Origin of the sequence: Polaribacter sp. (assembly GCF_036480315.1) — a bacterium.
Taxonomy (GTDB): Bacteria; Bacteroidota; Bacteroidia; order Flavobacteriales; family Flavobacteriaceae; genus Polaribacter.
Genome location: NZ_JAZGGG010000009.1, coordinates 48,633 through 70,967, shown reverse-complemented (window position 1 = coordinate 70,967; position 22,335 = coordinate 48,633). Strand labels below are relative to the sequence as shown.

Sequence of the window (22,335 nt, the reverse complement as noted above, 5' to 3'; positions counted from 1 at the left end):
CAATTAAAATATGGTGTAACGTAAACCTAAGAACATTCTAATACCTTGGTTAGAAGCATAAACGTAACTTGGATCAAAAGCTTGTTCTGGATTTGCATTTGTATCAATACCAATATCAAAAGGATTGCTTGCGTTGTTAATACTATTTGCTGCAGGCGTAAAGTTTAATAAGTTTTTTACACCTCCGTAGATCTCCCAACTATTGGTAAATTTCTTTGTTGCTTGTATATTTTGAATGCTAAACCAAGGTGAATCAGCAGCTCTTGTGTCGTTTACACCTAATAAAGGAAGTCTCATTGGTCCGTATATATTTCCTGTATAATCTACAGAGAAATTGCTGTTGAATTTATAGGAAATAGACCAAACTCCACTAAAACTTTCGGTTAGTAATTGTCTTCTTTTTATATTATTTTCTGTCACAGAAACATCCATAAATGTAATACCAGCATTCATTGCTAAACCATTTGTAAAAGTAATATCTGTGTTTAAAGAAATTCCTTTGGAAACGGAAAAACCATTTAAGTTAGCATAAATAATTTTATTAGAATCGGTTTCGTAATCTGGCAATATTCTGTTATCAAAATAAGTGTAAAAAGCACTTGCATCTATAGTGATAAAAGAGTTTTCTGCATTTATTTTTTTTACATAATTAATATTTGCATTCCAAGAAGTTTCTGGTTCTAATTCACCATTAAATTCAACTTCTCTTGCGCCGGTTAAGGCAGCATGATCTTCTGTAAAAACATTGGCAACTCTAAAACCATTACCAACACTTACTCTTAATATATTAGAGTTATTTAAAGAATTCCATTTGTAATTTACTCTTGGAGAAAAAATACTTCCGTGTAAACTATTGTAATCTAATCTTGCTCCTAAAAGTAATTTGTTCTGCTTGTTTAAGGCAATTTCATCCTGTAAAAAAATACCTGGTAAATGTGTAACAGAAGGTTTATTTGTAATTCCATCATCTTCAAAAGTTGCAAAAGTATTGTCATCATAAAAAGTATATCGGTAGGCTAAACCAACTAATAAATCATGTTTTTTTGCAATTTGTTTGTTGTACACAAGCTGTCCAAAACCAATTAATTGTTCTGCATCATATGCGTCTGTTCCATAGTAAGAATCTTGGTAATGACCATTTGCGCTAAATTGAAAACTAATGTTTTCTGAAGTTGGCAATTCATACGTTCCAAAAGTTTCCCATCTATTTGTATAAATACTTTCTCCGTACTTTATGTTGCTTCCTCTAAATTCACGTTCCCAATCCATTTCTCCACCCCAACGATCTTCATAAACATATCTTCCAGCAATTGTAAAAAGTTTGTTGCTTTCTCTTTCAATATTTACCTTATTAAAAATTGAAATTCTATTTTGAAGTGTTAAATCTGTAAAACCGTCTTTATTATTGTCAATTCTATTCTGATAATAAAAATAATTAATACCTAATAAACCTTGTGTTTTTTCAGATAATTTGTAACGCAAACCAATATCTGTATTTACTTCTCCCCAAGAACTTGTTAAAATATCTGTTGATAAAAGTGGCGCATTTGAAGGTTTTTTTGTGATTATATTTATAATACCTCCAACAGCTTCAGAACCATATAAAGTAGACGCAGGTCCTTTTACAACTTCTACTCTTTCTATTAATGCTTGTGGAATTCCTGTTAAACCATAAACTGTCGAAAGTCCACTTACAATTGGCATTCCATCAATTAAAACAAATGTATACGGGCCTTCTAAACCATTAATATGAATATCACCAGTATTACAAACGTTGCAATTTAATTGCGGGCGAACGCCATTTACATTTTGCATCGATTCGAAAATAGAAGGTGTAGGGTTTTTCTTAAAAAACGTTTTACTATATACTTCTACAGGAACTGGACTATTTGATTTTGTTACAGGTCTTAAGGTTCCAGAAATTACAATTTCTTCTAAAGAGTTATTCTCATTTAAGTTGAAGTTTTTTACCAACTTCTGATTTCCAGAAAGTGTAATTCTTGCAGATTTAGATTTAAAACCAACATTACTTGCAACAATTGTATAGGTTCCATTAGGAATATTTTTCAGCTTAAAAATACCATTTTCGTTTGATGAAGCCCCAATTTTAGTCTTTTTTAAATAAACATTTACATAAGGTAAAGCTTCATTTTCTGATGTAATTTTACCAGAAATACTATTGTTTTGTGCAAATGTTGAAAATATTCCGAAGCATAAAAAGCAAAGGAGGTTGAAATTATTTTTCATTTCTTTAAATATAATTTTTGGCAAATATAATATTATTTTTAGACTTGACTAAAAATTTATTTTAATAAAAATAAAAAGTATATATTTGTCGTCTAAATAAGTACAAATGTTTACCCTTTCTGAAGAGAACTATTTAAAAGCAATTTATCATTTAGAATTGGATACTGACAAAGGGATCAGTACAAATGCTATTGCAGAAAAATTAGCAACAAAAGCTTCCTCTGTAACTGATATGATTAAAAAACTGTCTGAGAAGAAAGTTGTTATTTATAAAAAATATAAAGGAGTAAATTTAACAGAGTTAGGGAAAAAAACTGCTGCAAACGTTGTAAGGAAACATCGTTTATGGGAAGTCTTTTTAGTTGAAAAGTTGAATTTTTCTTGGGATGAAGTGCATGATGTTGCAGAACAATTAGAACATATAAAATCACCTAAATTAATTAATCAGTTAGATGCTTTATTAGGTTTTCCTACTCATGATCCTCATGGAGATCCAATTCCGGATAAAGATGGGAATCTAAAACCGATTGAGAAAAGTTTACTATCAACTTTAGCTAAAAAAGAAAGTGGAATTTGTGTTGGTGTAGATGATTCTTCATCAGAATTTTTACAGTTTTTAGATAAAAAAGGCATCACTTTAGGTAAAAAAATAACAATTTTAGACAAAGAAGATTTCGATGATTCTTTATCAATATTAATTGAAGACAAGAAATTATCAATATCAAATAAAATAGCAAACAACTTATATATTAGAAAAGCATGAGCACATTCGATCAATTAGTAGAATTTGGAAAAGCGCATCCAATTCAAGCAGCATTATATGCGTCCCTTTTTACTTGGGGTTTAACAGCTGCAGGTGCAGCTTTGGTGTTCTTTTTCAAAAAAGCAAACAGAGCAGTTTTAGACGGAATGTTAGGTTTTACTGGTGGGGTTATGGTTGCTGCAAGTTTTTGGAGTTTGCTGGCACCAGCAATTGATAACAGTCCTGGTGAAGGTTTTGTGAAAGTTTTACCAGCAGCAATTGGTTTTGGCTTGGGAGCTTTATCTCTTTTTGGACTAGATAAAATTTTACCACATTTACATATTAACTTTAAAGAAAGCGAAGCCGAAGGTGTAAAAACAGAATGGCATAAAACTACTTTATTGGTTTTAGCAATTACGATGCATAATATTCCAGAAGGTTTGGCTGTTGGAGTTTTATTTGGTGCAGCATCAACTTTAGTTGGCGTAGAGCAAACAGAAATGATTATTGCCGCAATTTCTTTGGCAATCGGAATCGGAATTCAGAATTTTCCAGAAGGTTTTGCAGTTTCAATGCCTTTAAGAAGACAAGGTGTTAGTAGATTAAAAAGTTTTTGGTACGGACAATTATCTGCAGTTGTAGAGCCTATAGCGGCAGTTTTAGGGGCTTTAGCAGTTTCATTCTTCACGCCAATTTTACCTTATGCATTAGCTTTTGCAGCAGGAGCAATGATTTTTGTAGTTGTAGAAGAGGTAATACCAGAAACACAAAGAGATAAATACACAGATATTGCAACACTTGGTTTTATTGGTGGTTTTATTGTAATGATGTCTTTGGATGTTGGTTTAGGTTAGAATATCAAAAACCCAGGACATTTTTATTATTTGGATTGTCAAAAGTATACCATTTTGTCATTTTGTTCATTTTTCCATCAGTATTCATTGGAGTAAATCTAACTTTATATTTTCCTTTTTTGTCAAAAATAAATGCACCAGAGCACATTCCGTGTCCAACATTTATGTCGCCATTCCATTCTCGAATAAAATAAGTTGTTTTATTATTTGTTGATAAATTTATAACTTCTGTTCTAAACCAAATTTCTGATGTTTTTTTGTTTTTTACTTTAAAAATTGCATTCGATGAAGGGCCACAACCATAAAGAATAGATTCATTTTTTTCGAAAACTATTTTTAAATTTGAATTCAAAAAGTTTTCATTTTTTGTAATTGATGTTTTCCAAAATACTCTTTCTCTTTTCTTTGTTTTAGAATTCCATTGATACATTTCTCTTTTTTCACTTTTAGTTAGGTTTAAAAATTTTAAATAATATGTTGTATTAGATTTCAATTCTTTAATTGGTTTAAAGATTGCTTGCGTTAAACTCATTTGCCCTTTTAAAATTTGTTGTAAACATAATTCAATAGTATCTCCGTTTTTAGTTTCTAAAAAAACTTTTCTATCTTTAAAACTATTAATTATTTTTTGACTGTATGCATAACCTTCAATTATAAACATTGAGTTTAATGTAATTTCTTTTTTTTCAGGTAGAAAAGTTAGGCCATTAGAGGCACACATATAATTATTAGTAGAAGAAATTTGAAGACTGATAAACAATAATAAAATTGTGAAAGAGGTTTTCATAAAATTAGTTTTCGATAAAGAATCAATAATTATTCCAAAATCAATTTATCAATTATTAATTATTTATTTTGCATCAAAAATAATATTGTGCAACAGTCTTCAACCTTTCAAGTTTACAACGCCTCCGCTGGAAGCGGTAAAACCTTCACGTTAGTAAAAGAATACTTAAAAGTTTTATTGAATTCTGAAGATATTTTTACGTTTCAGAAAATCTTGGCAATCACGTTTACCAACAAAGCCGCAGCTGAAATGAAAGAACGTATTTTGTCTAATTTAGAAGCTTTTTCAGAAGGGAATATAACAGATATTTATCCGAAGATTATTGAAGAAACTACACTTGATGAAAATACAGTTAAAGAAAGAAGTAAGAAAATTTTAAACGCCATTCTTCAAAATTACTCTGCATTTTCAATTACTACTATTGATAGTTTTACGCATAAAATTATCAAAAACTTTGCTTTCGATTTAGGATTATCACTAAACTTTGAAGTAGAAATGGATGCAGTTTCTTTATTAAATGAAGCTGTAGATATATTAATTTCAAAAATTGGAACTGATAAAAACCTCACAAAACTTTTAATAGATTATTCTTTAGACAAGACAGATGATGATAAATCTTGGGATATTGCTAAAGATTTAAGTGAATTTGCAAGAATCTTATTGAATGAAGATGATGTAAAACATTTTAGAGGTCTCGCAGATAAAAAATTAGATGATTTTTTTGAATTAAAAACCAAGCTTCAAAAGATAAATTTTCAAGTTGAAAGTGAATTTAAAGAATTAGGTAATGAAGTTTTAAGTTTTATTGATAACAATGGAGTTTCAATAATAGATTTTGCTTATTCAGGTGAGTATGTAAAACATTTTCAAAAATTTACCAGATTAAGATTTTTAAAAAGTGAAGATTTAAAATTTGATGGTAGGTTAAATAAAACGATTGAAGGCTCTAAAAACCTTTTTGCAGGAAAAGCAATCCCTTCTGTTGAAGAAACTATTGAAGCAATGTCAGAGGGATTAAGAAATTATTATTATCAGTCTAAAGACCTATATAATAAATCTTATTCCTTGTATTTGTTGAATAAAATTGCGTTAAAAAGCATTATTCCTTTAGCGGTTTTAAATAATATAAATTCTGAATTAGATCAAATAAAAGAAGATAACAATATCCGATTAAATGCGGAGTTCAATCAACTTATTTCAGACAATATAAAAGACCAACCAGCGCCCTTTATTTACGAAAGAATTGGACAGCGTTTTCAGCATTATTTTATTGATGAAATGCAAGATACTTCTATGTTACAATGGCGAAATTTAATTCCGTTAATAGACAATGCTTTAGCTCAAGAAAATGGTAATTTGTTATTAGTTGGCGATGGAAAACAAGCTATTTATAGATGGCGTGGTGGAAAAGCTGAACAGTTTATAGAATTAGGTTCCGATAAAGAAAACCCTTTTCATATAGCAAAAGAAATCAAAAATTTAGAAACTAATTTTAGGAGTTATTCAGAAATTATTATTTTTAATAATTCTTTTTTTCAGCACACGGCTAATTTTCTTCAAAATGAATCATATAAAAAGCTTTTTATTGAAGGAAACACGCAATTAGAAAATGCAAAAAAAGGCGGGTTTGTATCGCTTTCTTTTCTTAAAAAAGAGGTTGATAAAGATGAAAAAAAAATACAATATCCTAGAAAAGTTTTAGAGAAAATTAATCAACTTAAAGAATATTTTTCTTTAAGTGAAATTTGTATTTTAACTAGAACAAGAAAAGATGGAATTGCAGTTGCAAATTACTTGTCTGAAAAGAATATTAATATTATTTCCTCGGAAACATTGCTGTTGCAAAACAGCGCAAAAGTTGCTTTTATTATTGATGTTTTAAAGGTTTTACAAAACCCAAGTGATGAAGAAACTCGTTTTGAAATGCTGTATTTTTTACATCAACATTTAGAAATTAAAAACCCAAAACATATCTTTTTTAATGCTTTTGCAAAAGCAGATAATGAAACTATTTTAGAGTCTTTAAAAAGCTATGGAGTTTTGTTTGAGGTTTCAACATTTTACCAATTACCGTTTTACGAAAAAATAGAAGAAATTATTAGAGGTTTTCATTTGGTAAATTCTTCTGATGCTTATGTGCAGTTTTTCCTAGATATTGTTTTAGAGCAACAAAGAAAAGGAACAGGTATCGGAGAATTTTTAGAGTTTTGGGAACTTAAAAAAGATAAATTAAGTATTGTTGCGCCAGAAAGTGCGGATGCTGTTCAGATTATGACGATTCATAAATCGAAAGGACTGGAATTTCCTGTGGTAATTTTTCCTTGCGATGTAGAAATTTATCGTCAAATTAAACCAAAATCTTGGTTAAATGAATTACCAGCATCTTATGAGGGTTTTAATGAACTATTGGTAGATTATAGTAAGAGTTTAAATCTTGTTAGTGAAAGAGGTTTAGAGATTTATAATAAACAAAGAGAGGAATTAGAATTGGATAATTTCAATTTATTATATGTTGTTTTAACAAGATCTGTAGAACAATTACATATTATAACTGAAAATAAAACGTCTTCTAAAGGAGTAGAAAATGTTAATTTTTATTCAGGAGTTTTTATCAATTATTTAAAAGAAATGAATCTTTGGGAAGATGGTCTTTTAGAATATTCATTTGGTACTCAAAATAGAATTAGTAAAAAGGAAAACGAGATTTCTTTAGCAGAGAATCATAAGAAGTTTATATCAACTCCTTGGCAAGAGCATAATATTCAATTATTAGCAAGTTCATCAAAATTATGGAATACAGAACAAGGTAAAGCGATTGATTTTGGAAACTTGTTGCATGAGGTCTTTGCCAAAATCATCTCAAAAAATGATGTTGATAAAGTTGTTTTGCAATATTATCAACAAGGAATTTTAGATGACGAACAAAAAGAATCAATTAAAGAAAATATTTATAATGTTGTAAATCATCCAGAATTAACAACTTATTTTTTAGATGATGTTACGGTTTTTAATGAAAGAGAAATTGTAGATGTAGATAATCAAATTATAATTCCAGATAGGTTGGTTTTTAATCAAAAAAATGAAGTTACTATTATAGATTATAAGACTGGGAGTCCTTCAAATGAGCATCATCAACAATTGTTAAAATATGAACGAGTTTTAAAATCAATGAACTATAAAGTAATTAAAAAATTATTAATTTATATAAATGAGAAAATAGATGTTGTTGAAGTATAATCAGAAAAATTAAACTTTGTAACTTTGCATTTCTTAAATTGATAAAAAATGTACGGTAAAATTAAGGATACTTTAATAAAAGAAATTCAGCAGATTAAAGATGCAGGGTTGTATAAGTCGGAAAGAATTATCACATCATCTCAAGATGCAGTAATTAAAATTTCAACAGGAGAAGAAGTAATTAACTTTTGTGCGAATAATTATTTAGGGTTGTCTAATAATCCAGAAGTTATTCAGGCGGCAAAAGACACAATGGATTCTCATGGTTTTGGAATGTCTTCTGTGCGGTTTATTTGCGGAACACAAGATATTCATAAACAACTAGAAAAAAAGATTGCAGATTTCTATACAACAGAAGATACTATATTATATGCCGCAGCTTTTGATGCAAATGGAGGTGTTTTCGAACCTTTACTTACAAAGGAAGATGCAATTATTTCTGACAGTTTAAATCATGCTTCTATTATAGATGGAGTTCGTTTGTGTAAAGCAGCGCGTTATCGTTATAATAATAATGACATGGGTTCTTTAGAAGAGCAACTTATTGAGACCAATAAACAAAACCACCGATTTAAAATTATTGTTACTGATGGTGTTTTTTCTATGGATGGAATTGTAGCGAAGTTAGATGAAATTTGTGATTTAGCAGATAAGTATGATGCTTTAGTTATGGTTGACGAATGTCATGCAACTGGGTTTATAGGTAAAACAGGAAGAGGAACAGTAGAGTTAAAAAATGTAATGGAACGTGTTGATATAGTTACCGGAACTTTAGGGAAAGCCCTTGGTGGTGCAATGGGTGGTTATACAACAGGAAAAAAAGAGATTATAGAAATCTTACGTCAACGTTCTCGTCCGTATTTATTTTCAAATTCGTTAGCGCCAGCGATTGTTGGTGCTTCTTTAAAGGTTTTCGATTTAATATCTAAAGATACTTCATTACGTGATAAATTAGAATGGAACACGAATTACTTTAGAACAGAAATGGAAAAAGCAGGTTTTGATTTGGTTGGTGCAGATGCTGCGATAGTACCAGTAATGTTGTACGATGCAAAACTTTCTCAAACTATGGCAAATAAATTGTTAGAAAAAGGAATTTATGTAATTGGTTTCTTTTTTCCAGTTGTACCAAAAGAGAAAGCAAGGATACGAGTACAGTTATCGGCCGCACATACAAAAGAACATTTAGATAAAGCAATTTCATCATTTATTGAAGTTGGTAATGCTTTAAAAGTTATTTAGAATTAATAAAAACTTGCAGATTTACGAATATTTTGTAGATTTGTCTTTGTAGATACGTTTTAAGGGTTTACTTTTGCGTATTATAATAACGAACTTTTAATTTAAAAATTTGATAATGAAACGATTAAAATTAGCTGTGATAGCTTTGTTTACGTTGGTAACAGTTAGTAACGTAAACGCACAAGATGAAAACAACCCGTGGGCTGTAGGATTTGGTGTAAATGTTGTAGATTTCTATAATGGAGATAACTTTACAGACCATGTTAAAGATTTACTAGGGAATAGCGATTGGAATATTCTTCCTTCTATTTCTAGAATTTCAGGTGAAAAATACCTTGATAAAGGTTTTACTTTACAATTAGCAGGTTCTTTAAACAAGATTGATTTTTTAAAGGTTGAAAATGATGTTGATTTCTTATACTGGGCAGTTGATGCAATAGTGAAATACGATTTAAACAACATAGCTCCAGGAATTGATACTGGGTGGTTTGATCCTTATGTGTATTTAGGTGGAGGTTATACTTCAGTTGATTCAAATGGTGAAGGTGTATTAAATGCAGGTGTTGGATTCAATGCTTGGTTTAATAACAATTTAGGTTTAAACTTTCAAACAGGAACTAAAAAAGGTTTTTCTAGTAAAGTAGATACTCATTACCAAACTTCTTTAGGTTTAGTAATTAAATTTGGAGGAAAAGACACTGACGGTGATGGTGTATATGATAAAGATGACGCTTGTCCAGATGTTGCAGGTTTAGTAGAATTTAATGGTTGTCCAGATGCTGATGCTGATGGAATCAAAGATTCTGAGGATGCTTGTCCTAACGTTGCTGGTTTAGCAGTTATGAACGGTTGCCCTGATTCTGATGGTGACGGAGTTGCTGATAAAGACGATATGTGTCCTAATTCTAAAGGAACTAAAGCTAATAAAGGTTGTCCTGATACTGACGGTGACGGTGTTGTTGATAAAGATGATAAATGTGCTAATGTAGCTGGACCAGCTGTTAATGCAGGTTGCCCTTGGCCAGATACTGATGGTGACGGAGTTTTAGATAAAGATGATAAATGTGCTTCTGTTGCAGGTCCTGCATCTAACAATGGATGCCCAGAACCTGTTATTGACAAGAAAGATATTGAAGTAATTAACTTTACAGCTAAATCTATTTTATTTAATACTGGTAGATCATCATTCAAGCCTGGTGTTACAAAACAACTAGATGCAATTGTTTCTATTATGAATAAAAATAATAGAGCTACATTTTCAATTGAAGGTCATACAGATAGTACTGGAAAAGCTTCAACTAACTTAAAGTTATCTGGTAAAAGAGCTAATTCTGTTATGAACTATATAGTTTCTAAAGGCGTAGATGCTTCTAGAATATCTGCAAAAGGTTTTGGTAAAAATCACCCTGTAGACTCTAATAAAACTAGAGCTGGTAGAGCCAACAATAGAAGAGTAGAAATTAAAGTTACTAACTAATAATTTCTCACAATAATTTACTAAAAGCCTCATCATAAATGATGAGGCTTTTTTTTTATTTAATTTGATTAGGAATTACTTTAAAAAAATTTTTTAAATTCAGTCAAAAAAATTACCTTTGCACCCTGAAATGAAGAGGTAAAACTCACATAATAAAATAAATAACTTTAATTAGATACAAATGTCTACAACAACAGGTAAAGTTTCTCAAATTATCGGACCGGTAATCGATGTTGAATTTAACACAGAAAATGGTGAGCTTCCAAAAATTTATGATTCATTAGAAATTAAAAAAACTGACGGTTCAATTTTAGTTTTAGAAGTACAACAACATATTGGAGAAGATACAGTTAGAACCATATCTATGGATGCTACTGATGGATTAAGTAGAGGTACTGAAGTAATCGCTACAGGAAATCCAATTCAAATGCCAATTGGAAACGACATTTATGGTCGTTTGTTCAATGTAACAGGAGATGCAATTGACGGTCTAGGTAATTTACCAAAAGAAGGTAAAGACGGATTATCAATTCATAGAAATGCGCCTAAATTTGAAGACTTATCTGTTTCTACAGAAGTTTTATTTACAGGAATTAAAGTAATCGATTTAATTGAGCCTTATGCAAAAGGTGGTAAAATTGGATTATTTGGAGGAGCTGGAGTAGGTAAAACAGTACTAATTCAAGAGTTAATTAACAATATTGCAAAAGGACATGGTGGTTTATCTGTTTTCGCAGGTGTTGGAGAAAGAACTCGTGAAGGAAATGATTTACTTCGTGAAATGTTAGAGTCAGGAATTATCAAGTATGGTGATGACTTTATGCATTCTATGGAAGAAGGAGGATGGGATTTATCTAAAGTTGATAAAGCAGGAATGAAAGATTCTAAAGCAACTTTCGTATTCGGACAAATGAATGAGCCACCTGGAGCACGTGCACGTGTTGCATTATCTGGTTTAACAATAGCAGAATATTTTAGAGATGGAGCAGGAGAAGCACAAGGAAAAGATGTACTTTTCTTCGTAGATAATATCTTCCGTTTTACACAAGCAGGTTCAGAGGTGTCAGCACTTTTAGGACGTATGCCATCTGCAGTAGGTTACCAACCAACATTGGCAACTGAAATGGGTGCAATGCAAGAACGTATTACATCAACTAAAAAAGGTTCTATTACATCTGTACAAGCAGTTTATGTACCTGCAGATGATTTAACAGATCCAGCACCAGCAACAACATTTGCGCATTTAGATGCAACAACAGTATTATCTCGTAAGATTGCAGAGTTAGGTATTTATCCTGCAGTAGATCCTTTAGATTCTACTTCAAGAATTTTATCAGCTGAAGTTTTAGGTGATGAGCATTATAATACAGCAACTGCAGTAAAAGAATTATTACAACGTTATAAAGAATTACAAGATATTATCGCAATTTTAGGTATGGAAGAATTATCTGAAGAAGATAAGTTAGTAGTTCACAGAGCAAGACGTGTACAACGTTTTTTATCTCAACCTTTCCACGTAGCTGAACAATTTACAGGTATTCCAGGTGTCTTAGTAGACATTAAAGATACTATTAAAGGATTCAACATGATTATGGATGGTGAGTTAGATAAATATCCTGAAGCAGCATTTAACTTAAGAGGATCAATTCAAGATGCAATTGATTCTGGAGAGAAAATGTTAGCAGAAGCTTAAAACTAGAAAATATGTTTTTAGAAATTGTAACACCAGAAGCTATTTTATTTTCGTCAGAAGTTGATGCTATATCAGTTCCTGGAGTAAATGGAGAATTTCAAATGCTAAATAATCACGCACCAATAGTTTCAATCTTAAAAGAAGGAACTATAAAGATTCATGTTCACACACAAGAGCATTTAGAATTAAACGATTTAAGTGGTCATTTTGAAGCTCATATAGATGATGATAAAATTTTAACTTTAGCTATTAATTCTGGAACTTTAGAATTAAATGATAATAAAGCAATTATTTTAGCGGACTAAAAGTTAAAATAATATTTTATATAAAATCTCAAAGTGTTTTTTATACTTTGAGATTTTTTTATTTTAAAAAAAAATATAAAAATTCATTCCTTTAAAAATATTGTAAATTTGTACTATGGAAGAAACAAACAGACAACGTAAAATTGCAGGAGTTTTACAAAAAGATTTGGTAGATGTGTTGCAAAAAGCAGCACAAGATGGAATGAAAGGAATTATAATTTCTGTTTCTAAAGTTCATGTAACTTCAGATTTAGGAGTTGCAAAAGTATATTTAAGCATTTTTCCATCAGCAAATAGAGATGAATTAATAAAAGGGGTGCAATCTAATACGCCATTAATTAGACATGAAATGGCAAAACGTACCAAGCATCAATTACGTAGAATGCCAGAATTATTGTTTTTTGGTGATGATACATTAGATTATATTGAAGAAATTGACAAATCTTTAAATGGGAAAGACGTAGATCCTATTAAAAACCCCGATGTATTATCAAGACGTAAAAAACAATAAACTCTTGTTTTCGTTTGAACTTTCCACTCCACATAGCTAAAAGATATTTATTTACTAGAACTAGTAATAATGCAATTAACATTATTACCATTATTGCTTCTTTTGGAGTTATTGTAGGTTCTTTAGCTTTATTTATTATATTATCTGGCTTTTCTGGTTTACGTACCTTTAGCTATAGCTTACTGGACGCATCAGACCCAGATATTAAAATCACATCCATTATAGGAAAATCTTTTTTATTTACAGATGATATTCAAGACATTTTAAAAAAGAATCAATCAATAGCAGCTACTTCTAAAATTATTGAAGAACGTGTTTTTTTAGAATATAATGATAAAAACGAAATTGCATATATTAAAGGAGTTGATTCTAATTATGCCATAGTTACACCTATAAATTCAGCAATAATTGTTGGTAATTGGTTAAACAAAGAATTTAAAAACACGGCTGTTATTGGTCGTCAAATTTCTAATAAATTATCATTAGGTGTTCTTAATTTTGGAGAACCGCTTTCCATTATGGTTCCTAAACCAGGTACAGGTTTTATCAACCCTAATAATGCCTTTTATAAAACAAATGTTCAAATAGTTGGTTTGTATTCCGGAACTGAAGAGTTTGAAAGTAAATTTGTTTTTGTAGCAATTGAGCAAGCAAAAGAATTACTTCGTTTTAAAGAAAATCAAATTACGGGTATTGAATTAAAACTAATTGAGAATGTAGATGTTGATCTTATTTCAGAAGAAATTCAAGAAAAACTAGGAGCAAATTTTAAAGTACAAACAAAAGAACAACTTAACGAGGTTTTTTATAAGGTTATAAATACTGAAAATTTTGTTTCATATTTAATATTTACACTAATTGTAATTATTGCATTATTCAATGTAATTGGTGCAATAATTATGATGATTATTGATAAAAAACAAAACCTAAAAACACTTTTTAATTTAGGAGCAACTATAAAAGAAATTAAGAAAATATTTGTTTTTCAAGGTTTCTTGCTCACTTTATTTGGAATGTCTATTGGCTTATTTCTAGGAGTAGTTTTGGTATTTCTTCAAAAGAAATTTGAGTTATTTATGATTGTACCAAACTTAGCATATCCAGTAGAATTTAGATTTACAAATCTTTTTATTGTTATTTGTACAATTACAGTGTTAGGTTTTATAGCTGCTAAAATTGCAAGTAGTAGAATTTCTGAAGATTTTATAGAAAAGTAAATTTATTCTACAAGATTTTAAAACCTTGCAGATAAGTAGAGTTTTTAATAATTCTGTGGAATAATAACATTCCCAAACTTTGCTTCAACCTCATTAAAAGTATCAAAAACATCTTTTGCATCATCAGAAGTTACCATTTTCATTCTGTATTCTTTAAAATGTGGAATCCCCTTAAAATAATTGGTGTAATGTCTTCGAGTTTCCATAACACCTAGATGATTACCTTTCCAATCAATTGCCATTTGTAAATGAGTTCTAGCAACTTGTGTTCTTTCTGCAATAGTGGGTTTAGCCAAATGCTTTCCGGTATTAAAAAAATGTTTAACTTCATTAAAAAACCAAGGATAGCCAATAGCTGCTCTACCAATCATAGCACCATCTAAGCCATAAGAATCTCGCATTTCCATTGCTTTTTCTGGAGTTGTAATATCACCGTTTCCAAAAACAGGAATGTGCATTCTTTGGTTATTTTTTACTTCAGCAATAGGTTTCCAGTCAGCATCACCTTTATACATTTGTGCACGTGTTCTACCGTGAATTGAAATTGCAGCACAACCAACATCTTGCAAGCGTTCGGCAACTTCAACGATTCTAATAGAATCATGATCCCAACCTAATCGAGTTTTTACAGTAACAGGCAAATTGGTGTGTTTTACCATAGCTTCAGTAAGTGAAACCATTAAATCTATATCTTTTAAAATTCCTGCTCCAGCACCTTTAGAAACTACTTTTTTAACAGGACATCCAAAATTGATGTCAATAATATCTGGATTCGATTTTTCTACAATCTCCACCGTTTTTAACATCGATTCTAAATTGGCTCCAAAAATTTGAATTCCAACAGGACGTTCTTTCTCGTAAATATCTAATTTCATCATGCTTTTTGCAGCATCACGAATTAATCCTTCCGAAGAAATAAATTCTGTATACACAACATCTGCCCCGTTTTCTTTGCATAAAGCTCTAAATGGTGGGTCTGAAACATCTTCCATTGGTGCTAATAAAAGTGGAAAATCTGGAAGTTCTATGTTGCCAATTTTAATCATGTTGCAAATTTATGTTTTCTTCTTAAAAGTTAATCTCTTTTTCAACTTCTTTTTTACCTCTTTTTACAACTACTTTTGTTTTGTTTCCGTTTTCAAAAACTGATAACGCTCGCATATAACTCATCATATTTGTTACTAAACTATCACCCAACTTTATCACAATATCACCTTTTTGTAAACCAGCTTTTTGTGCAGGTTTACCTTCAGAAATACCATCAATACGCATTCCTTTTCCATCAAACATATAATCTGGTATTACACCCAAACCAACTTTAAAACGTGGTGAATCTTTTCCTTCATTCTTTGTTTTTCTGAATGCAAGTTTGCCGTTATCATCTAAATCAGAAATAATATTAAAAATATATTTACTAATCGTTTCCATTCCTTCATAATTCAGTTTTTCTGAATCATCACCTGGTTTATGATAATCTTCATGTTGTCCTGTAAAAAAGTGTAAAACAGGAATATCAGCCAAATAAAAACTTGTATGATCACTTGGTCCAACTCCAGATTCTTGCTGAATTAATTTAAAATTGTCATTATGAGATTTTAAAGTTTGTTTAAATATTGGTGAAGTTCCTGTTCCATAAACAGCCAAAGCAGAATCTTTTTTTAAACGACCAACCATATCCATATTAATCATATAAGAAACCGATTTTGTATCTATTGTTGGGTTTTTTACAAAGTAATTAGAGCCTAAAAGTCCCATTTCTTCTCCAGAAAAAGCCATAAAAAGATAATTATTCTTGATGTTTTTTGCTTTTAATTTTGCAGCTAAATTTAATAAAATCGCAATTCCTGAAGCATTATCATCTGCACCATTGTGTATTGCTTTAATAGAATCTCTGTATAAAGAACCTTCACCTCCAAAACCTAAATGATCATAATGGGCACCAATAATAACTGTGTTTTCAGCTTTATTATCTACAAAACCAAGCACGTTATTTCCAGTAATTGTTCCATCACCATTTACATCAAATTTCACTTCATCATGCGGATTTGTTTTGGGCTTAAAAGTAAAAGGTTGTAAATATTTTTGCGTTCCTTTTGGTTGTAATCCTAATTCTTTAAAACGATTAGAAATATATTCTGCAGCTGCCTTTTCTCCTTTTGTTCCTGTTTGCCTACCTTCTAATTTATCTGAAGCTAAAAACGTAACATCTTCTTGAATTCGGGTTTCTTGATTAATTGCTGGTTTACAAGAAATTAAAAAACTGAAAAAGATTAAAAATAGGATGTTTCTCATGATGATAAATATTATTTTTGCAAAATTAGAGAATTATTATCACTTATTATAATCTATAAAAAATGAAATTAAAAATCCTTTTTTTACTTCTATTAGTAGTTTCTATAACTGCATGTAAAACCAACAAAAAAGAGAATGCTGATGCTAAATCTGGCGAAACAAAAAAATGGGAAGGTGGTTTAATTTTCCCTGAAGAAACTCATTTTAAAACCATGAAACAAATTACGTTTGGCGGTGATAATGCGGAAGCTTATTGGAGTTTTGACGACAAACAAATCATTTTTCAATCTAATAATAAAAATTGGGGAGTAAATTGCGATCAAATGTTTTTAATGAATGTTGGTGAAACTTTTAAAAATTCTATACCACCAATGATTTCTACAGGTTTAGGCCGTACAACTTGTGCGTATTTTTTACCAGACAATAAGAGTTATGTTTATGGATCAACACATTTAGAAGGAAAAGAATGTCCGCCAGCTCCATTAAGAAGAGAAGGGAAATATGTGTGGCCAATTTATGAAAGCTATGATATTTTTGTAGCAGATTTAGAAGGAAACATTACAAACCAATTAACTACAGAACTAGGTTATGACGCAGAAGCAACGGTTTCTCCAAAAGGAGATAAAATTGTTTTTACTTCTATGAGAACTGGTGATTTAGAGTTATTTACAATGAATATTGATGGTTCTGATGTAAAACAAATTACAGATCAATTAGGATATGATGGTGGCGCATTTTTCTCACCAGACGGAACAAAATTGATTTTCCGTTCTTCGAGACCAAAAACGGAAGCAGCTATAAAAGAATACCAAGATTTATTAAAAGAAGGTTTGGTGCAACCAACTGAAATGGAATTATACATTTGTAATGCGGATGGTTCTGAACTACGTCAATTAACAGATTTAGGAAGCGCAAATTGGAGCCCATTTTTTCATCCTTCAGGAAAAAAGATTTTATTTTCTTCAAATTTTGAATCAGAAAGAGGTTTTCCTTTCAATTTATATATGATAGATTTAGATGGAAAAAACCTAGAAAGAGTAACACATGGTGAAACATTTGATGCTTTTCCAGTGTTTTCTAATGATGGAAAAAAACTAATCTTTTCCTCTAATAGAAATAATGGAGGTGGTCATGATACCAACTTGTTTATTGCAGAATGGCAAGACTAAAAGGATTATATTCAATTTTATTTGCTATCTTATAGCATATTAATCTAAAAATTATAAACTATTGGGGGCAAAAGAAAATATTTTAAGAAAAATTAGAATTTTAATAACAAATCAATTTGATTCACCAGAAGAAGCTTTTAGTTTTTTTGATTCAGACAAAGATGGTAGATTAAAAAAATCTGAAATCAAAAAAATGTTAAAAAGTGCAGCTGTTAATGGTTTTATAAGAGGCGTTGTTGCAAGAGAACTACTAAAAGGATATGATAAATCTAGTGATGATACCATAAACTGGGAAGAGTTTAAAGTCGCAATTTCAGAATTAGAAAGAGATTTATAATCAGTTTACAATTTAAAGAAAAGTACAATGAATTTCATTGTACTTTTTTTATTTGACAAGGTTTGTAAATAGCATATATTTGTAAGTTGAACGCAGTTAGAAAACGAAGTATGAAGAATATTAGAAACTTTTGCATTATCGCACATATAGATCATGGTAAAAGTACGTTAGCAGATAGATTATTAGAATATACAGGCTCTGTAACAGATCGAGAAAAGAAAGATCAGTTGTTAGATAGTATGGATTTGGAACGCGAACGTGGTATTACCATTAAATCGCACGCCATTCAAATGGATTTTGAGCATAAAGGAGAACAATTTGTTTTAAATTTAATTGATACTCCAGGTCACGTAGATTTCTCTTACGAGGTTTCTCGTTCAATTGCAGCTTGTGAAGGAGCGTTGTTAATTGTAGATGCTGCACAAAGTATACAAGCACAAACAATTTCTAACTTATATTTAGCTTTAGAGAACGATTTAGAAATTATTCCTATTTTAAATAAAATAGATTTACCTTCTGCAAATCCAGAAGAAGTAACAGATGATATTGTAGATTTATTAGGATGTGACCCAGAAGATGTAATTCATGCAAGTGGAAAAACAGGTTTTGGTGTAGATAATATATTAACAGCAATTATAGATAGAGTTCCAGCTCCAAAAGGAGATCCAGATGCACCATTACAAGCATTGATTTTCGATTCAGTTTACAATTCTTATAGAGGTATAGAAACATATTTCCGTGTTTTTAATGGAGAAATAAAAAAAGGTCAGCGTATTAAGTTCATGGCAACCGATAATGAGTATTTTGCTGATGAAGTTGGTACTTTAAAATTAGAGCAAGTTGTAAGAAAGTCTGTAAAAGCAGGTGATGTTGGATATTTAATTACAGGAATTAAAACAGCAAAAGAAGTTAAAGTTGGAGATACAATTACAGATGCAGTAAATCCAACAACAGAAAATATTGAAGGTTTCGAAGATGTAAAGCCAATGGTTTTTGCAGGAATTTATCCTGTTGATACAGAAGATTATGAAGAGTTGCGTTATTCTATGGAAAAACTGCAATTAAACGATGCTTCTTTGGTTTTTGTACCAGAAAGCTCTGCAGCTTTAGGTTTTGGTTTCCGTTGTGGATTTTTAGGAATGTTACACATGGAAATTATTCAAGAACGGTTAGAACGTGAGTTTAATATGACTGTTATTACAACAGTTCCCAATGTTTCTTACCATGCTTATACAAAGAAAAATCCTACAGAGATTCTTTTATTAAACAATCCTACAGATTTACCAGATCCATCAAGATTAGAAAGAGTAGAAGAGCCATATATTAAAGCAAGTATTATTACAAAATCTGACTTTGTTGGGCAAGTAATGAGTTTGTGTATCGAAAAACGTGGAGAAATCACAAACCAAACTTATCTAACAACAGAAAGAGTTGAACTAACGTTCGATATGCCTTTGGCAGAAATAGTTTTCGATTTTTACGATCGTTTAAAAACCGTTTCTAAAGGATATGCATCTTTCGATTATTCGCCAATTGGTATGCGAGTTTCTAAATTGGTAAGAGTAGATATTTTATTAAACGGTTCTGGTGTAGATGCACTTTCTGCACTTTTACATGCCGATAATGCCTATACAATTGGTAAAAAAATAGTTGAAAAACTAAAAGAATTAATTCCAAGACAACAGTTCGATATTCCTATTCAGGCAGCAATTGGAGCAAAAATTATTGCACGTGAAACTACAAAAGCATTGCGTAAAGATGTTACCGCAAAATGTTATGGTGGTGATATTTCTAGAAAACGTAAGTTATTAGAAAAGCAGAAAAAAGGAAAGAAAAGAATGCGACAAGTTGGTAATGTAGAAATTCCGCAAGAAGCATTTATGGCCGTTTTAAAGTTGAATGATTAAGTAGATAATCAAGATTTTAGAACCAAGAAACAAGACAAAAACAATATAATTGTCATTCCTGCGTAGGCAGGAATCTATACAAAATAAATATTATAAGAACCTTTTTGAGAAATCAAGAAGGTTTTTTATTTGAAGCTATTTCCAGCTTTTCACTATATCTTTTTTCTGAAAAATAAAAAAGGATGCCGTTTCAATCTGGGCTAGACTCGTTTGCTAGTTTTTTTATCTATAAAAAGTAATATTAGTGAATTAAATCACTATTAAAATGTATATTTGGTGAATGTATTCACTAAAAAAGCGTATATTTGGTGAATTGTAATTATAAAAAATGATAAAAAGACAGTTGTATCATCAAATTATAGAAAAATATCATAAAGGAAAAGCAATTGTTTTAGTAGGACCCAGACAAGTAGGTAAAACAACTTTATTAAACACTGTCTTAAGAGAAAATAAGCATCTTTTTTTAGATGGAGATGATCCAACAGTAAGAACACTTTTAGAAAAAGTAAATACAGAGCAACTAAAATCTATTATTGGTGGTTTTAAATTCATTTTTATAGACGAAGCTCAAAGAATTCTTAATATTGGGCTGACTTTAAAAATAATAACAGACCAGTTTAAAGAAGTACAACTTTTAGTAAGTGGCTCATCTGCATTCGAATTAAAAAATCTTACAAATGAACCTTTAACAGGTAGGAAATTTCAATTTAATTTATTACCTATTTCTTGGAAAGAGTTTGAAGACAATGTTGGTTATTTAAAAGCTACACAACAACTAGAGCAACGTATTCTATACGGAATGTATCCTGACATTATTAATAATTTAGGTGAAGAAGTAGAATTGTTAACCAATTTATCAGACAGTTATTTGTACAAAGATATTTTGTCTTTTCATGAAATTAAAAAACCAGAAATTTTAGAAAAATTACTGCAAGCTTTAGCATACCAAATTGGGCAAGAGGTTAGTTTCAATGAGCTTTCTAGACTATTAGGAATCGATAAAAATACAGTAAGTACTTACATAGATATTTTAGAAAACAACTATGTGATTTTTAGATTGCCAAGTTTTTGTAAGAATTTAAGAACCGAAATAAAACGCAATCAAAAAATATACTTTTACGATTTAGGCATTAGAAATGCAGTTATAAAAGATTTTAGACCCTTGTCAATTAGACAAGATAAAGGAATGTTGTGGGAAAATTTTTTAATTACAGAACGTTTAAAGAGCAATTTATATAACAAATCTTTTGCAAAAACCTTTTTTTGGAGAACTACAAGACAACAAGAAGTAGATTATGTAGAAACTTTACACAATTCTATTGAAGCTTATGAGTTTAAATGGAATAGCAAACAAAAAGTAAAAATCCCTAAAACTTTTGAAAGTACTTATAATGTAAAAGTTAATGTTATTGATTCTAGTAACTTTAGGGTTTTTGTTGATGGTTAACAAGTAAACTTGTTTGCTAACTTTTTGTCATTCTTGCCAAGGCAGGAAGCTAAACTAACTTATTATAGATTCCTGTTTTCACAGGAATGACAAATAGAACTAACTTAACTTTCCAACCACTTTCTAAAATCAGATGTTGTAGAAGAACTTGTCATTACTTTTTCTTTGTGTTTTTTTATAGAAATTAGCAAACGGTTCTTAAAATGAGATTCTATTTTTTCTATAAAATCGATATTTACAATTTCACTTCTATTCACTTTAAAGAATTTTTTAGGATTTAGTTGCAGTAAAATACTTCCTAAATTCTGTGATATTGTATGTCGTTTTCCATTGTTATCTATTACCAAACAAAAATCACCAGAAGCAGTAATTAGCGCAATGTCAATTGCATTTAGTAATTGAATTCCTGTTGCTTTTTTAATTACAAATCTTTTTTTGTAATTGGTATTTTCTTCTTGTAAAGCAGACTTTAAAGCATTAATTGTGGTTTTATCCAAAGAATTATAATCACCTTTTTTAAATAATGACTGGTATTTTTCCAATGCTTTATTAAAATCCGTTTGAGAATAAGGTTTTAAAATGTATGCAATTCCGTTGGTGTTAAAAGCTTGAAATAGATAATTATCATGAGCTGAACAGAATATAATCGGACAATTAATCGCTGTTTTATCAAACAAATCAAAAGAAAGACCGTCTAAAAGTTGAATGTCAGACAAAATAAAATCGTAGGTATTTTCTTTTAAAAATTTTTCTCCATCAGCAATACTTCTTGCCCAATCATGAGATATTTTTATATCAAAAAAACGGTCTAAACATTTCTGTAGTTTTTGATATGCAGGTATTTCGTCTTCAAGAATTAGTATTTTCATTT

The 22,335-nt window shown here is 30.1% G+C and carries 18 protein-coding genes; 13 read left to right on the top strand and 5 right to left on the bottom strand.

Features of this window, described 5'->3' with window-relative positions:
* Positions 1–3 precede the first annotated feature (3 nt).
* Positions 4–2,247, bottom strand: a complete 2,244-nt coding sequence (locus V3V28_RS01790) for a TonB-dependent receptor (RefSeq protein ID WP_331363305.1) — start codon at positions 2,245–2,247, stop codon at positions 4–6.
* A gap of 106 nt (positions 2,248–2,353) precedes the next feature.
* On the opposite strand from V3V28_RS01790, the gene V3V28_RS01785 reads away from it, so the two are divergent.
* Both V3V28_RS01785 and V3V28_RS01780 read left to right on the top strand, forming a co-directional pair.
* Positions 2,354–3,010: a metal-dependent transcriptional regulator gene (locus V3V28_RS01785; RefSeq protein WP_331363304.1), complete on the top strand. Its 657-nt coding sequence runs from the start codon at positions 2,354–2,356 to the stop codon at positions 3,008–3,010.
* A complete protein-coding gene (locus V3V28_RS01780; protein ID WP_331363303.1) occupies positions 3,007–3,843 on the top strand; it encodes a ZIP family metal transporter in 837 nt (278 codons plus the stop codon). The genes V3V28_RS01785 and V3V28_RS01780 overlap by 4 nt, the downstream gene beginning before the upstream one ends.
* Before the next feature lie 4 nt (positions 3,844–3,847).
* Here V3V28_RS01780 and V3V28_RS01775 read toward each other — a convergent pair whose 3' ends face one another.
* Complete coding sequence (locus tag V3V28_RS01775) at positions 3,848–4,630, bottom strand: hypothetical protein (RefSeq protein ID WP_331363302.1); 783 nt, start codon at positions 4,628–4,630, stop codon at positions 3,848–3,850.
* Positions 4,631–4,717: 87 nt separating this feature from the next.
* Between V3V28_RS01775 and V3V28_RS01770 the strand changes: the two genes are divergently transcribed.
* The 7 genes from V3V28_RS01770 to V3V28_RS01740 all read left to right on the top strand — a co-directional run bounded on the left by V3V28_RS01770 (position 4,718) and on the right by V3V28_RS01740 (position 14,312).
* Entirely contained in the window at positions 4,718–7,867 is a 3,150-nt protein-coding gene (locus V3V28_RS01770) for a UvrD-helicase domain-containing protein (protein WP_331363301.1), read from the top strand.
* 48 nt (positions 7,868–7,915) lie between these two features.
* Positions 7,916–9,109, top strand: coding sequence for a glycine C-acetyltransferase (gene kbl, locus V3V28_RS01765; RefSeq protein WP_331363300.1), 1,194 nt, complete (start codon positions 7,916–7,918; stop codon positions 9,107–9,109).
* Positions 9,110–9,224: 115 nt separating this feature from the next.
* Positions 9,225–10,586: an OmpA family protein gene (locus V3V28_RS01760; protein ID WP_331363299.1), complete on the top strand. Its 1,362-nt coding sequence runs from the start codon at positions 9,225–9,227 to the stop codon at positions 10,584–10,586.
* 181 nt (positions 10,587–10,767) lie between these two features.
* Positions 10,768–12,279: a F0F1 ATP synthase subunit beta gene (gene atpD, locus V3V28_RS01755; protein ID WP_331363298.1), complete on the top strand. Its 1,512-nt coding sequence runs from the start codon at positions 10,768–10,770 to the stop codon at positions 12,277–12,279.
* Between the two features lie 11 nt (positions 12,280–12,290).
* Positions 12,291–12,584 carry a FoF1 ATP synthase subunit delta/epsilon gene (locus V3V28_RS01750; RefSeq protein WP_331363297.1) on the top strand — a complete coding sequence of 98 codons (294 nt, stop codon included), beginning with the start codon at positions 12,291–12,293 and terminating at the stop codon, positions 12,582–12,584.
* Positions 12,585–12,699: 115 nt separating this feature from the next.
* Complete coding sequence (rbfA, locus tag V3V28_RS01745; protein ID WP_331363296.1) at positions 12,700–13,095, top strand: 30S ribosome-binding factor RbfA; 396 nt, start codon at positions 12,700–12,702, stop codon at positions 13,093–13,095.
* 14 nt (positions 13,096–13,109) lie between these two features.
* Positions 13,110–14,312 (top strand): ABC transporter permease, encoded by a 1,203-nt coding sequence (locus V3V28_RS01740; RefSeq protein WP_331363295.1) that lies wholly within the window; start codon positions 13,110–13,112, stop codon positions 14,310–14,312.
* A gap of 44 nt (positions 14,313–14,356) precedes the next feature.
* Here V3V28_RS01740 and dusB read toward each other — a convergent pair whose 3' ends face one another.
* Complete coding sequence (gene dusB / locus V3V28_RS01735; RefSeq protein WP_331363294.1) at positions 14,357–15,358, bottom strand: tRNA dihydrouridine synthase DusB; 1,002 nt, start codon at positions 15,356–15,358, stop codon at positions 14,357–14,359.
* A gap of 22 nt (positions 15,359–15,380) precedes the next feature.
* A complete protein-coding gene (locus V3V28_RS01730) occupies positions 15,381–16,604 on the bottom strand; it encodes a M28 family peptidase (RefSeq protein ID WP_331363293.1) in 1,224 nt (407 codons plus the stop codon).
* Between the two features lie 62 nt (positions 16,605–16,666).
* On the opposite strand from V3V28_RS01730, the gene V3V28_RS01725 reads away from it, so the two are divergent.
* The 4 genes from V3V28_RS01725 to V3V28_RS01710 all read left to right on the top strand — a co-directional run bounded on the left by V3V28_RS01725 (position 16,667) and on the right by V3V28_RS01710 (position 21,464).
* Complete coding sequence (locus tag V3V28_RS01725; protein ID WP_331363292.1) at positions 16,667–17,773, top strand: TolB family protein; 1,107 nt, start codon at positions 16,667–16,669, stop codon at positions 17,771–17,773.
* A 61-nt stretch (positions 17,774–17,834) separates the two neighbouring features.
* Positions 17,835–18,110, top strand: coding sequence for an EF-hand domain-containing protein (locus V3V28_RS01720; RefSeq protein WP_331363291.1), 276 nt, complete (start codon positions 17,835–17,837; stop codon positions 18,108–18,110).
* 110 nt (positions 18,111–18,220) lie between these two features.
* A complete protein-coding gene (lepA, locus tag V3V28_RS01715) occupies positions 18,221–20,017 on the top strand; it encodes a translation elongation factor 4 (protein WP_331363290.1) in 1,797 nt (598 codons plus the stop codon).
* A 328-nt stretch (positions 20,018–20,345) separates the two neighbouring features.
* The gene (locus V3V28_RS01710) at positions 20,346–21,464 is read left to right on the top strand and encodes an ATP-binding protein (protein ID WP_331363289.1); all 1,119 of its coding nucleotides are present in this window, start codon (positions 20,346–20,348) and stop codon (positions 21,462–21,464) included.
* A gap of 104 nt (positions 21,465–21,568) precedes the next feature.
* Here the strand turns inward: V3V28_RS01710 and V3V28_RS01705 are convergent, their stop codons facing one another.
* The gene (locus V3V28_RS01705; protein WP_331363288.1) at positions 21,569–22,333 is read right to left on the bottom strand and encodes a LytR/AlgR family response regulator transcription factor; all 765 of its coding nucleotides are present in this window, start codon (positions 22,331–22,333) and stop codon (positions 21,569–21,571) included.
* Positions 22,334–22,335: the final 2 nt, after the last annotated feature.